The sequence below is a fragment of the Nostoc sp. NMS2 genome (genome assembly GCF_017115105.1).
Classification (GTDB): domain Bacteria; phylum Cyanobacteriota; class Cyanobacteriia; order Cyanobacteriales; family Nostocaceae; genus Nostoc.
Map to the genome: position 1 here is coordinate 1 of NZ_JABXKH010000026.1, position 13,499 is coordinate 13,499.

13 protein-coding genes are annotated in these 13,499 nt (G+C 40.9%); 7 read left to right on the plus strand and 6 right to left on the minus strand.

From position 1 onward, the window contains the following. Nucleotides 1-84 precede the first annotated feature (84 nt). The 3 genes from HWQ36_RS02180 to HWQ36_RS02190 all read right to left on the minus strand — a co-directional run bounded on the left by HWQ36_RS02180 (nucleotide 85) and on the right by HWQ36_RS02190 (nucleotide 2,109). Nucleotides 85-537 (minus strand): orange carotenoid protein N-terminal domain-containing protein, encoded by a 453-nt coding sequence (locus tag HWQ36_RS02180; protein WP_292697636.1) that lies wholly within the window; start codon nucleotides 535-537, stop codon nucleotides 85-87. A gap of 295 nt (nucleotides 538-832) precedes the next feature. Then, nucleotides 833-1,324 carry an orange carotenoid protein N-terminal domain-containing protein gene (locus HWQ36_RS02185; protein WP_292697638.1) on the minus strand — a complete coding sequence of 164 codons (492 nt, stop codon included), beginning with the start codon at nucleotides 1,322-1,324 and terminating at the stop codon, nucleotides 833-835. 392 nt (nucleotides 1,325-1,716) lie between these two features. Further along, a complete protein-coding gene (locus tag HWQ36_RS02190; protein WP_292697640.1) occupies nucleotides 1,717-2,109 on the minus strand; it encodes a DUF6335 family protein in 393 nt (130 codons plus the stop codon). A 505-nt stretch (nucleotides 2,110-2,614) separates the two neighbouring features. On the opposite strand from HWQ36_RS02190, the gene HWQ36_RS02195 reads away from it, so the two are divergent. Continuing rightward, the gene (locus HWQ36_RS02195) at nucleotides 2,615-3,016 is read left to right on the plus strand and encodes a DUF2267 domain-containing protein (protein ID WP_292697642.1); all 402 of its coding nucleotides are present in this window, start codon (nucleotides 2,615-2,617) and stop codon (nucleotides 3,014-3,016) included. Between the two features lie 99 nt (nucleotides 3,017-3,115). Next, the gene (locus tag HWQ36_RS02200) at nucleotides 3,116-4,213 is read left to right on the plus strand and encodes a DJ-1/PfpI/YhbO family deglycase/protease (RefSeq protein ID WP_292697644.1); all 1,098 of its coding nucleotides are present in this window, start codon (nucleotides 3,116-3,118) and stop codon (nucleotides 4,211-4,213) included. 83 nt (nucleotides 4,214-4,296) lie between these two features. Here the strand turns inward: HWQ36_RS02200 and HWQ36_RS02205 are convergent, their stop codons facing one another. Continuing rightward, the gene (locus tag HWQ36_RS02205; protein WP_292697647.1) at nucleotides 4,297-4,443 is read right to left on the minus strand and encodes a hypothetical protein; all 147 of its coding nucleotides are present in this window, start codon (nucleotides 4,441-4,443) and stop codon (nucleotides 4,297-4,299) included. 5 nt (nucleotides 4,444-4,448) lie between these two features. On the opposite strand from HWQ36_RS02205, the gene HWQ36_RS02210 reads away from it, so the two are divergent. Next, the gene (locus tag HWQ36_RS02210; RefSeq protein WP_292697649.1) at nucleotides 4,449-5,027 is read left to right on the plus strand and encodes a hypothetical protein; all 579 of its coding nucleotides are present in this window, start codon (nucleotides 4,449-4,451) and stop codon (nucleotides 5,025-5,027) included. Nucleotides 5,028-5,495: 468 nt separating this feature from the next. Here HWQ36_RS02210 and HWQ36_RS02215 read toward each other — a convergent pair whose 3' ends face one another. Both HWQ36_RS02215 and HWQ36_RS02220 read right to left on the minus strand, forming a co-directional pair. Next, nucleotides 5,496-6,713, minus strand: a complete 1,218-nt coding sequence (locus HWQ36_RS02215; protein WP_292697651.1) for an ABC transporter permease — start codon at nucleotides 6,711-6,713, stop codon at nucleotides 5,496-5,498. Nucleotides 6,714-6,744: 31 nt separating this feature from the next. Next, nucleotides 6,745-8,214: an efflux RND transporter periplasmic adaptor subunit gene (locus tag HWQ36_RS02220; protein ID WP_292697654.1), complete on the minus strand. Its 1,470-nt coding sequence runs from the start codon at nucleotides 8,212-8,214 to the stop codon at nucleotides 6,745-6,747. A gap of 503 nt (nucleotides 8,215-8,717) precedes the next feature. Between HWQ36_RS02220 and HWQ36_RS02225 the strand changes: the two genes are divergently transcribed. The 4 genes from HWQ36_RS02225 to HWQ36_RS02240 all read left to right on the plus strand — a co-directional run bounded on the left by HWQ36_RS02225 (nucleotide 8,718) and on the right by HWQ36_RS02240 (nucleotide 13,369). After that, nucleotides 8,718-9,818, plus strand: a complete 1,101-nt coding sequence (locus HWQ36_RS02225; protein ID WP_292697656.1) for a fatty acid desaturase — start codon at nucleotides 8,718-8,720, stop codon at nucleotides 9,816-9,818. Nucleotides 9,819-10,366: 548 nt separating this feature from the next. Then, on the plus strand, nucleotides 10,367-11,377 hold the full coding sequence (gene trpS, locus HWQ36_RS02230; RefSeq protein WP_292697658.1) for a tryptophan--tRNA ligase: 1,011 nt from the start codon (nucleotides 10,367-10,369) through the stop codon (nucleotides 11,375-11,377). Nucleotides 11,378-11,435: 58 nt separating this feature from the next. After that, entirely contained in the window at nucleotides 11,436-12,356 is a 921-nt protein-coding gene (locus HWQ36_RS02235) for a methylenetetrahydrofolate reductase (protein ID WP_292697660.1), read from the plus strand. A 164-nt stretch (nucleotides 12,357-12,520) separates the two neighbouring features. Further along, entirely contained in the window at nucleotides 12,521-13,369 is an 849-nt protein-coding gene (locus tag HWQ36_RS02240; protein ID WP_292697662.1) for an Rpn family recombination-promoting nuclease/putative transposase, read from the plus strand. The last annotated feature ends 130 nt before the right edge of the window (nucleotides 13,370-13,499 follow it).

The following is a 13,499-nucleotide window of genomic DNA, read 5'->3' on the forward strand; positions in this document are numbered from 1 at the left end:
CGGGAAGGGGGAAAATTCAAAGTCTCTCTCCTTTTAGGAGAGAGATTTAGAGAGAGGTTTTCCAGATACCGTGAAAAGCCAGAACTACAGCACCCGCTTGAAGAAAGTCACTAAATCCTCAATGTTTGGTGTGTGAAGTAAATCTACCACTTCTGTAGCTTTTTCAGAAGGTATATAGTCATCTGGTACATTAATGATTGAAGTTCCCAAATTTTGGGCTAATTGATACCAGAAAGCTAATTTATCATCAGCATTCATTGCAGCGTACTCTTCAGTAGAAATTCCTGTTTCTCCTACTTCATCATCTTGGTTTAGCAACTTACGCAAAGCAAAAAGCTGTTCTGCCTGTGGAAGATTTTGAATTTGTGCAACTAAATTTGCAGTCTTTTCATTTGGTACATTATTGAGACAGAGCGACGGAATTTCATCACAAATTTCAGTATAAAGTAAGGCTAAGACAGTCAAGCGATCATCTGTATCCAAACTCTGAAATTTTGATACACTTTGTTCTAAAAAATTGACGTTTGTAGAAGTCATAAGCACCTCGAAGTAATTAACTACTTAATTAACTAAAAATTGTTAATTGGAAATTATAATTCTGATTTTAATTACTTTTAATAAATTGAGTAGCTTTTACCCAGTGTTTATTTATCAAGAAAAGATGAAAACGCCAGTCATCAAAATTTAGATTTATATTAAGCGACTGGCGGATATAGCAAGCTTCAACAAGATGGTTATACAGAATTTTGCAAGTAAATAAACTTGGTATAAAAGCCATGCTCATTTAGAGAGTAAATAGATAACCTTAAGCAAGCTAAAAATTTAAGAAGTGCTAAATTCCAGCACCTGCTTTTGCTTCAGCACCCATTGGCGAAACATAATCACGGAAAAGAGTCATCTGTTGCTCAAAGGCTAATCCTTGAATTTTGCCAAATAACGCTTTAGATTCTGAGGGAAGTTGATAGTCAGAAGGTACAGGAATGATAGTACCACTATCCATACCTTGAGATAATCGATACCAAAATAGGAGCTTAGTGGTATCACCCAAAGAACCATATTCACGAGAAATTTGGGTATCCACTTTATTAATCAAGTCACGCTGAACTTGTAATTGTTGTTCGTGAGATAATTCTTTTACTTGATTAAACAAACCTTCCGCGATTTCTGGAGAAACAGTACTGGCACCAGGAGCAGCTGGCGTAATTGAGCCACCCATTTCTTTGTAAATGAACCAAAATAAAGCCAGTTGTTGATCCACATCCAACTTTTGCCAAGCTTGAACATGTTCACGAATAGTTGGATCGCTAGTTTGTGTAAATGTCATTATTAACTCCGATTGGAATTTGTGAGTGCTATTAGTAACGTTATCAAATGTACATTCAACGTTTTACCCTACTGAAGACATAGGTATTGAAATCAGAAAGAAGAATAATTATAAACAGAACATAAATCTGACAGAATGTAGTCCTGCATTAGAAGTATTACAGTTGGACGAAAGCCAAATATCAAATGCCAAAATTATGCTTGATAAAGGAAATTTGAAGAATTTAGCAGTTGAAATTTTGTAAATTTATAGAAATATGTTTCGTTAGATAGATGCTGTGATGAATTGGACAGTGATTATAAAAGCACTGCCCAATCCAGCAACATTAATTTATTAACTCCGACAGCCAATTTGTGAATTTACAGGTAAGAACAAAATTTCTGGTTTTATTCTCACCGATCTTGATAATCTTCAGAAGACTTCGGATCTAACTCCCAGCGATCGCCATCACGATCCTCTAAAATATCATTGGTATGGAGAAATTCAGAGTCATCCATTTCTAGCCCCACTGCTGCTTCTAGCTCCTCAGTTACATTTTTATCGGGAGTGGCAGTAGTACCGCCAACAGCTTCATCCCCGACTGCATCTGCATCTTGCCAATAAGCATCAACGTCATCACCAGTGAGTTCAGGACTAGTTTCTATATACTCATGTCTTTCTTCTCTAATTGATCGCCCACCAATATTGTATCCTGGCAACTCTTTCACACCAGTACCGTAGGACTCGGTAATTTCCTGTGGCAAATCATTGGTTTGAATTTCGTCATTATGATTTTTTTCTGCCATGATACTAGCCTTTTTTCTGCATTCTCACAATAACCTTTTCTTGCCACGAAGTTATCTTACTAGAGATGTATAGCTTTAGAAATAAAAGAATCTATCCCCTTGGAACGAAGCTAAACTAGCGATCGCACCATACCATTGGAAATATGAAATCATGGTCAAGCAACTTGTAGTTGAAATTTTTCGTTATGAGTGAAAACTTGTCAAACCGAAATTATTCAGTAGCCAAATTTTCACTCATAACTATTTTTTATTAATAGGAAAAATAAGAAGTTGCCCCATTTTAATTTGAGATTAAGTAAGTTGGCGCGAAAAAACCAAGTATATTACGAAACGTAAATAGGCTTAAAGCCCTCACCAATGACAACTTGCACTGAGCGGAGCCGAAGGGAGGACAAATGACAGCCTTTGCCAGTTAGCTTTAATTGCACCGACCTACTTAATGCTTTTAACTGCCTGAATGCTAAATAACAAAACATTCAAGAATTTTGGGAAGCGGAGGTAGACAGTGGAATATAACGAGTTCATTACACATGTACAAAGCCTTGCTCAATCAGATTCTCGTGAAGAAGCAGAACGTGCCACCCGTGCCACACTAGAAACTCTAAAAGAACGGATGGCAGGTGATGAAGCCGCAGAAATAGCTGCAAAATTGCCTCAACAGCTAGGCGATTATTTGCGAGGCAGAGAAGGAGATAGTGGTCAATCCTTTAACTTGCAGGAATTTATCGCCCGTGCAAGCCAAAAAGAAAAGATTGAACCAACGACTGCTGCAATTCATGTTCGGGCTGTATTTGCTGTATTGCAAAATGCTCTTAGCCCAGAAATGTTTGCTGCACTTCACGCTTATTTCTCTCACGATTATGAAGAACTATTTGCTATTTCACCAACAGGTGAAGTACCTGCATAATAGGCAAGTCGAAAAATTTCCCGTTAAAAATCCAAGATTTTTAACATTAATGAATATTGTCGCTAGTTAAATACTAGAAATAAATTGGTAATAACATCTATGACTGACCATAACAATCATTCCGGTAAGAAAAAAGTTGCCATCCTCATTGAACAAGCAGTAGAAGATGCAGAATTTACAGTTCCTTTTAATGGACTAAAACAAGCTGGAATAGAGGTAGTAGTCCTTGGCTCCCGAATGAATGAAAAATATAAGGGTAAACGCGGCAAACTTAGCATCCAAGCTGATGGTACTACAACAGAAGCGATCGCAGCCCAATTCGACGCAGTGATAATTCCTGGTGGGATGGCCCCCGATAAAATGCGGCGGAACCCTAACACAGTACGTTTTGTCCAAGATGCCATACAACAAGGAAAATTAGTTGCTTCGGTATGCCACGGGCCACAACTTTTGATTGAAGGCGACTTACTCAAAGGTAAACAAGCCACTGGTTTTATTGCTATTGCCAAGGATATGATTAACGCTGGCGCAAATTATCTAGATGAGCCGGTGGTAATTGATGGGAATTTGATTACATCTCGTGAACCTGGCGACTTACCAATTTTCACCACAGCTATATTAAGCCGTTTGGGTTATGGTGGCAAAGATGCTGCATTACCAAATGAAAAAGACACAAGTGCTGAATGGTGGAAGCTAGCTGATGCTTGGGGTGGCTCAACTAAAGGTGATATTAGTAGAGGTTTAAATAATGCCCTTGCTGGTGAGCGTTATTCGCTAGAAGCATTTGAGAATTACTTGGAAAAAGAATCAGATAGTGAAGTCAACTCAGTATTTCAAGAAATAATTGCGAATAAACAGCGCCATATTCAAAAGTTAGAAACCTATCTTCATAATTTGGGCGAAAAACCCTCTTTAGGAGCAAATATTGCTAATCAGTATGCAAAAGTTAAAACTGCCTTAACAGGAAGTGATGACATATATCAGTTACGTTCTGCTTTAGGCGATGTGCAAACTGGTATTGGCGATATTGGTAATCTATGTGCAATGTTTACTGACCCAGGAGCAACTGCCCTTTTCAAAGAAATTTACCACGATTTATTGAAATCCGAACAGCGATTAGCAGAACTATATCGGGCGCGGATAGGTGCTAACATTCAGCCTCCTAAGCCGACTACAGGGGCGGCGGTGTCAATGTAATTCGTAATTCGTAATAGAGCCTCCGGCACGCTACGCGGTTTTCATGCCCAAAGGGCTGTACGTAATTCGTAATTATAAGACGCTTAATAATGATTAAGGACTATGAAAGCAGTCTGCTGGAACGGTGGTGATGATGTGGAGGTAGAGACGTGATTAGAGTCTACATCATGACAGCCGAAAAAGCGATCGCTTTCCCCAACGCCTGAAATGATGGCGAAAAAGTTTGCCAAAGTGAGTGATTAACTACAAAAAAGTTAATGCTGGCAAAGCGTTGAAAGAGATGACTGATGGCCGTAATCTAAAAATAAACACCCGACGGCTATCATATTTTTCAACAAAAAAAAGGATAACTACATCACAGTTGTTCTTAAACCCGAATGCTGAATATTTATTCAGTCTCTTGAATTGTCCACCCAACATAATGGAATTGAGGTTTTTTATGAATCGAGTAATTTCAGGGCTGCGAAATATTCGTATTTCCCAAATTCTTGTAGTTTTTCTAGTAGGATTTATGTTTTTATTGGGTCAGGCTTTTAGCTACGTTAACGTAGCACAAGCTGAGACTGTTAAAACTCCAGAGGGTATTTATTACAAAGGAACACCAAACGAAAGTGAAATTAGAAACGACACCCAAGCAAAAAATACTCAAAACCCATTAAAAAGCGCTGCCAACAATCTCCGCGAAAAGTTAAACCTGGACGAAAAAACCCCTAGAGCTACAAAAGAGTTTTTTGATCCTGCAAAAAACAAAGCCACAGATAAAGAAGGTTATTACCAAAATCCTTCTAGCAAACAACTAAGAGATAGAAGCTAGATTGGTAGCGAATTTTGAGTCTAATTTTTTGACTCATATATAGCGGTTCCCAGTTGAGTGAGGTACAAAAACCCCACCCCCAACCCCCCCTCCCCGCTCTTCGATAGGGGGCTATGAAGTACCTCATTTGATTAGGAAAAGCTTTGAACTGTAACTGAGACGCGGTAATTATCGCGTCTCAAAATAAGTTAATCCGAGTATTTATCTTGATATTAACTATTCAGAAATCATAAATAAGGACTAAATAATATGGTGTCATGTACGGTGAATCCCAGAAGTTATATGTAGTAAACCTCATCTAAGTTGAGAACCGTAGTTTTCGCCCTCACCCTAAATCCCTCTCCCATCTCTGGGAGAGGGACTTTGAAATTCTAGCTCCCCGAATCCCATATCTGGGAGAAGGGGTTGGGAGATGAGGGCAAATCTTTTTCAAAAGAGTTGAAATACAGGTTTCAAGATAGACGTGGTTTAAGCACTTCTCAAAGCCACAATTGGGTCGAGTTTAGCAGCACGACGTGCAGGAACAACACCAAAGAATAAACCAATACCACCAGATACACCAACTGCCATAGTAATCGCTGCGGGAGAAAGACTTGCTTCTAAAGGAGTCAAGGCTCCCACTAATAGAATGCCACTAATACCAACCGCAGTCCCAACTAAACCACCGGCTGCGGAAACTATTACTGCCTCAATGATGAACTGTAACAAAATATCTTGCTCAGTTGCCCCGATCGCTTTTCTCAATCCGATTTCTTGGGTGCGTTCGGTAACGGAGACAAGCATAATATTCATAATGCCAATGCCGCCGACAAATAACGATATCCCCGCGATCGCTGCTAACATAATTGTCAATGCACCAGTGATTTGACCGACAGTTTGCAAAGCATCCTTTTGAGAGCGGATAGTAAAGTCATCTTCACCATTAATTTTGTGCCGTAGACGCAGCAAATTAGCAATTTGAAATTCTGCTGCATCCACGCTCTCTGAATCACGAGCGGCAGCAACGAGATAATCTAAGGCAATACCATAGGGAGAATTCTTTCCCACAAGTCGGTTTGCTGAGGTTGTGATTGGTATTAGCGCAGCATCATCATAATCTGCTCCCACGCTGGAACCTTTAGCTGTTAATGTCCCAATCACCTGAAAGCTGGTATTTCCAATTCGCAATTGCTGACCAATAGCGTTACTATTACCGAATAGTTTTTCTGCCAAATCTCCACCTAAGACAACGACTTGGTTACTTCGCTTGATGTCTACCTCGCTAAAAAATCTGCCTTTAGCAGTTTCAAAATCGCGCACTGATAAGAAGCTGGGAGTTGTACCAATAATGTTGACATCAGTGTTTCGGTTGCTATATATAACTACCTGTCTCCTGTTTAACTCTGGCGCAACTCCGACTACTGTTGGTACTTGAGAAGCGATCGCATCGGCATCTTGTAACACCAGAGTTTTTGGCACTTCAAAGGAGATACGCTGAGTTTCTCGATTACCTGGCAGTATAAACAGTACATTTGGCCCTAATGACTCTAGCTGTTTATTAACGTACTTTTGCCCACCTTCGCCAATGCCAATCATGGCAATCACTGAGGCGTTGCCAATAACTATACCCAACATCGTCAGGGCACTACGCAGCTTATTTGACAGCAGGGTTTTACCCGCCATTTGGACACTTTCTAAAAAATTCATGTCTTACGAATTACGAATTACGAATTACGAATTACAAATTATTCTTTTCTTTTGCTTTTTCGATTTTGTAGTCTTTGGGTGGATTAACAAAAACGCGATCGCCTTCTTTAACTCCCCCTAATATCTGAGTTTGGTCTTGAATTTGTGCCCCAACTGTAATTTCGCGGAACTGGGGTTTATTATTTACATCTGGTACAAGTACACCAGTTTGACCTTTTTCGGTGACAATTGACACCGTTGGTAGCACCAAGGCATTATTGACGCGATCGCCCAAAAAAGTCAGATCCACATTTAAGCCAGAACGCAGTTTATCAGTACCAGTATCAAGAGCAACCCGCACCTGAAAAGATGTCACACCCTGTTCTACCACTGCTTCTGGAGCAATTAGGCGCACATGACCTTTAAAGACTCGATCGGGATAAGCATCAGCGACAATTTCCACCTGCTGTCCCTGTTTAATTCTGCCAATATCGGCTTCAGGAACTTGAGCTAATATTTCTAACCCACGTGCTACGGCAACAATCGAACTAGAAGTTGCCGACGCACTAGTAGAAGCAGAAGTTGTAGGTGTCACAAAAGCACCTGGCTCTGCATACTTTTGCGTCACAATTCCCGAAAGCGGAGCGCGAATAATTGTATCTTCCAGCTGCACTTGCACCCCCTTCAATTGAGCTTCAGCACTGGCAACAGCCGCTTGACGCTGCACAATTTCCTCAGAACGAGTGCCATCTTCTAAGAGTACTAATGCTGCCCGTGCTTCATTAACAGCCGCTTGGCGTTGGTCGATTTCCTCAGTCCGACTCCCACTTTGGACTAACGACAATCGTTTTTTAGCTTCTTCTAAATTGGCTCTAGCACTTTTGTCTTCGCTGATGGCTTGATCGAGTAATTGTTTTTTCTCTGCTCCCTGTTTATATAGGTATTGGTAACGCTTAACCTGTTCATTGGTGTAATTCACCTTTGCTTGAGCCGCATCCACTTGGGATTGAGATTGAGCAATCTCTTGGGGACGATTACCAGCCTTAGCTGCGGCTAGCTGGGCTTGAGCTTGTGCTAACCGCGCCTTTGCTTGAGCAATTTCTTGAGGACGACTACCAGCAACGGCTTCGGCTAATTGTGCTTGACTTTGGGCTAAGTTAGCACGATACTGGCTCCTTTGAGCCTCAATGCTGGCACTATCCATGCGGGCGAGGATTTGCCCTTGTTGAATGCGATCGCCTTGTTCTACATATAATTGCGATAGCACACCGGGGTTCTTCGGACTAATATTTACACTCTGAACTGGTACGACTTTACCACTAGCTGTAATTCTCAAGGTGACGTTTTTCGCCGCCACTGGCACAGTTAATTGAGCAATATCTTCTTTGCTTGTCCCTTGATTCACCAGAGTGTAGGTTGTGATAGTACCAACAACCAAAACACCCCCTGTTATCAGCCCCATCAGCCAGCGAAATGGATGCTTAACTTTACCAATAACAGGAATTTCTATGTGCGTAGCCATATCTAAAAGCCTAATGAATCTTGCTTTATGGGAGTAGCCTGTAGTTAAATGTTAAAATTTTTGGATTAAATCTTTATTAATAAACTAACAACTAAACCCATAATTAGCTTTATAGTTGCTTAATCTTGCTTCATAATAGGTATTACACGTCTGTATGCCTTCACCTGAATGGGTGACTTTATACCATTTCTGTTTAAAAATTGTAGGTTGGGGAGCCACCGCGTTGTAGCAAGTGGCGTTAGAGGCTTTGCGTAACGCAACATTCTGATATATGTTGGGTTGCGCTCCGCTTCACCCAACCTACGTATAATGAACTACTTTAGTCTTGCCACGCCACTACAAAACGAGATTTGAGATAATTAAGTTATTTGTGTTGACACCGTAGCTTTTCTAAGTCGGCATTCATTGTCAGTCAAAACAATGGCATTGTTATTTGAAACAATGTTAAGTTTTGAAACGTTTGATTGTAAGATAAATTAAATAAAGAAAGAATAATAATATTTATGGAAGTTTGTAACGCTCAAAAGTTAATTCGCCAAGCAGAGTATGCAAAAAAATTGCGTCCCCTACTTCCTCCCCAAGCATTTCTCCCAGATGCAAGTAAATTAGTAATTCTATCAATTAATTGGGCAATTTTGATTCTAGGCTGGGCGATCGCATCTTATCTAGATCGTTGGAATTTTTATTTTTTATGGCTTTATTTGCCTTTAGCTATAGTAATGGGTAATAGTATTATCGTCTTGCTATTTAGCTCCCACGATCTGATGCATGGTAGCGTCATTAGAAACTCCCATATAGTCAGAATTATTAGCTTACTAGGGCTAGCGATGTTGTGGATGCCACCCACAATGTGGAAAGCGGTACATAATCGAGAACATCATAATAAAACTAATTCCTTAGCAGATCCCGATCGCAATTACTTATATCAACAGCCGAAAACTTGGGGTAAATGGATTCAAGATGTATGCGTACCTTCTGCGGAGGTTAATCCCATCAGTTTAATAGTGGGAATGGGAACCGCATGGGGCACACATAATCTTCGGAATCTGACTTCTGTGCTATTTTTTAATCGTGAATCTGTAAGTTTTGTTCCTGCTGCTTTTACAGTCAAAACTAAAGAGCGTTGGTTAATCGCAGGTGAACTTGTTGTAATTATCATGATTCATTTGAGTATCTTGATGTATTTACAATTTAATTTCTTAAAAATCGCGTTGAGTTACTTTTTGCCGATTGGAATTGGTTATGCTGGAGCTATGTTTTACATCTATACAAACCACATGCTTTGTCAGATGACAAGTGTCAACGATCCACTGATTAATAGTATTTCTCTGCGTGTTCCTCAAATAGTTGACAAATTGCATTTAAATTTTTCTTATCATACAGAACACCATATTTTTCCAGGAATCAACTCTGACTATTATCCCCTAGTTCAAGAATTATTAAAGATCCACTATCCTGAACGTTTAAATTTATTGGATGCCAAAGATGCTTGGAACTTGCTTATGCAAACACCAAGGCATTACAAAAATGAAGATACCTTTACCGATTGGTCGGGAGAAAAGTCTGTTCCTTGCGCTATTATCGAGAATTACAAAATTAAGTAAGCTCGACTTTATCAAAACAGAATTCAGAAGTCTGGAATCAGAATACCCTTTCAAGGAAGCAAGCTACAGAAGAAATTCTGTCCGATAATTGGTTCTTTTCCCATTCCCCCTGCTCCCTGCTCCCCTGCTGTCTTTACGATGATCTCACAAAATTGCATTGCTCCCACTCCTATATTTCAACGGCGAGTTGCGCTGGAAAATGTCAAAATTAAATGAGTTTTGCGTAGGCGCGTTGGCGTTGGTACAGCTTCTCGCAAAGAAGAGAAGCAACTTTTCACCAGACATCGCCACTTGATTAGTGCAGATTTGAAAAAGAGGCAAGGGAGCAGGGAGCAGGGAGTAGGGGGGACAGAACAGAAAGGGGGACTCGACACTTCGGCTACGCTCAGTGGCCACCCTACCTGAATGAGAACCACTTATAAAAAGTGGGGGACTCAGACCCATGTTCCGCTCTGCTTCACGACTCTCGGTTGGGGTCATTTACCCCTGCCCCCTGCCCCCTGCTCCCTTCCCCCTGCCTCCTCGTTGAGATAACTTAGTTGAAATTTATGGGCAAACAACGTGTTCTTTCTGGAGTTCAACCAACAGGCAATTACCATCTAGGTAACTACTTAGGAGCCATTCGCAACTGGGTAGAAGGTCAGAGTGAATACGAAAATTACCTCTTTGTGGCTGATTTGCACGCGATTACAGTACCACACGACCCAACCCAGTTAGCAGCTGATACCTATACTCTTGCTGCTCTCTATCTAGCTTGTGGTCTTGATTTAAATCACTCCACCATCTTTGTACAATCCCACGTTTCAGCCCACAGTGAACTCACCTGGTTGCTCAACTGCATTACACCTCTAAACTGGCTGCAAGACATGATCCAGTTCAAGGAAAAAGCTGTTAAACAGGGAGAAAATGTGAGTGCAGGTTTGTTGGATTACCCAGTGTTGATGGCGGCTGATATTTTGCTTTACCAAGCGGATAAAGTGCCAGTGGGTGAAGACCAAAAGCAACACTTGGAATTGACAAGGGATATTGCAGCTCGGTTAAATCACCAATTTGGTAAACCAGATCGACCAGTTCTGAAGTTACCAGACCCTTTGATTCGTAAGGAAGGAGCAAGGGTGATGAGTTTAGCGGATGGTACACGCAAAATGTCGAAGTCCGATCCTTCAGAATTAAGTCGAATCAGTTTGCTAGATTCACCAGAACAGATTCAATATAAGATTAAGCGTTGTAAAACCGATCCGATTCGTGGGCTGACTTTCGACGATCCAGCACGTCCAGAGTGTAATAATTTGTTGACGCTGTATACATTGCTTTCTGGGCAGAGAAAGGAAGATGTAGCAGTTGAGTGCCAGGATATGGGCTGGGGACAATTTAAGCCATTGTTGACGGATACAATTATTGAGTCCCTGAAACCAATTCAAGAAAAATATCAGGCGATAACGGCAGACAAAGGCTATTTGGAGTCTGTGTTACGGGATGGAGGGGAAAAAGCTAGAGCGATCGCAAATCAAACTTTATCACAAGTAAAAGCTGCTTTAGGCTACTCACTTCCTCTCTAAGTTTTCGCTTTTAGGTGTGATTTGCTATACCATTTAAGAAATTGAAATTCTTAATTTTATGTATCACACCCATAGCTCCACAGCCTTCCAGAGAGCTGTACAAGCAGGTGAATTTCTAGTTACCGCCGAGGTAGCACCCCCGAAAGGGGGAGATCCAGCGCACATGATTCAAATGGCAGCGACTCTTAAGGGAAGGGTTCATGCTGTCAATGTTACTGATGGTAGCCGCGCAGTGTTACGGATGTCTTCGTTAATCGCGTCGGTGATTTTGTCACAAAATGGTATAGAGCCGATTTGTCAAATTGCTTGCCGCGATCGCAACCGCATTGGTTTACAAGCTGATTTAATGGGCGCTCATGCTTTAGGTATCCGTAATATTTTAGCTTTGACTGGCGACCCCGTAAAAGCAGGCGATCATCCAGATGCCAAAGCAGTGTTTGACTTAGAAGCGGTGCGACTGTTGCAACTAATTCGGAAGATGAATCAAGGCGTTGATTGCAACGAAAAACCCTTGACTGATGGAGCGCTAGATTTATTTGTTGGTGCAGCAGTAGATCCGCAATGTAAAAGTTGGTCGGGTTTGCAAAGTCGATTTGAACGCAAAATCGAAGCCGGAGCGCAATTTTTTCAAAGTCAGTTGATTACCGATTTTGAGCGGCTAGAAAAGTTTATGGATACCATTGCATCTGGCTATAAAAAACCGATTTTGGCAGGAATTTTTCTGTTGAAATCGGCAAAAAATGCTCAGTTTATTAATAGATGTGTTCCAGGTGTAAATATTCCCCAACATATTATTGATAGATTGGCAAAAGCCAAAGACCCTTTTGAGGAAGGGATGAAAATTGCCGCCGAACAAGTGGAAATAGCGCGGCAATTGTGTCAAGGTGTCCATCTGATGGCAGTAAAGCGGGAAGATGCGATCGCACCAATTCTAGATTTGGCTGGGGTTGCTCCAGTTAATCAGTTGGTATCTAAGTAAATGAGATAAACAATCTTTTATTAAAGTATAGCAATCCTATTTGATTTGCTCTCCATCGGGAGGCTCAGATTCCCGACTTCTTGAATAAGTCGGGGATCTTTTCGTTCGCGTTTACAATATTTTGATAAACTTTGAATATCCAATTTCCGCTTGACTAAATACAAGTGCAAACTGACAAAATATTTTATAACTTATTTCAAGCTTTTCCAAGCATATTTTTTGCAATAATTGGCGATAATACTATCAACGTCAACGCTTATGAATTTGTTTCAGTCGAACTAAAACAAACTGCTTTTAGGATTGATGGAGTATTCATTCCTACAAGTGAAACCACAAACCAACCACTCTATTTTGTTGAAGTCCAGTTTCAATTAGACCCGACTTTTTATAGACGCTTCTTTGCCGAAATCTTCCTTTACTTACGTCAAAACGAATCAGTCAATTTTTGGCGTGCTGTCGTCATCTATCCGCAAAGGAGTTTAGATCCGAACGATCGACTACCGTATCAATTACTGCTCAACAGTTCACAAGTGCAACGCATTTATCTAGATGAATTGGATACGGCAGAGAACTCACTTCAAGTTGCGATCGTTAAATTAATTATCGAAAGAGAAGAGACAGCCATTGAAAAAGGTAGAGAATTGATTTTACAAGCAAGACAACAACTAGCAAATGAAGCAACCAGGAAGCAAATTGTAGAATTGATAGAGACTATCTTGTTGTACAAATTTACCCGGTTAAGCCGAGAGGAGTTAGCAGAAATGTTGGGTATAGACGACGAATTCAAAAAAACAAGGATGTATCAATCTATCAAAGAAGATGGCTTAGAAGAAGGTCGCCAGGAAGGTCGTCAGGAAGGTCGCCAGGAAGGTCGCCAGGAAGGTAGGCTGCAAGCTAAGTTAGAAGCTATTCCCCGGTTATTGGCTTTGGGGTTAAGTGTGGAACAAGTGGCGGTGGCTCTCGATTTAACAGTGGCGCAAGTACAGCAAGCAGCCCAGAATCAGTCTAGCTGATATTAGACTCTGCTTGCGTTTAATATCAGCTAGTGTGTAGGCGTAGCCTACGCACTTCAAAACTTGGGTTACATCGGGAGCATCCACTTTTGGAAGAAACACCGGGCGATTGGAAATCGCGGCTACACAA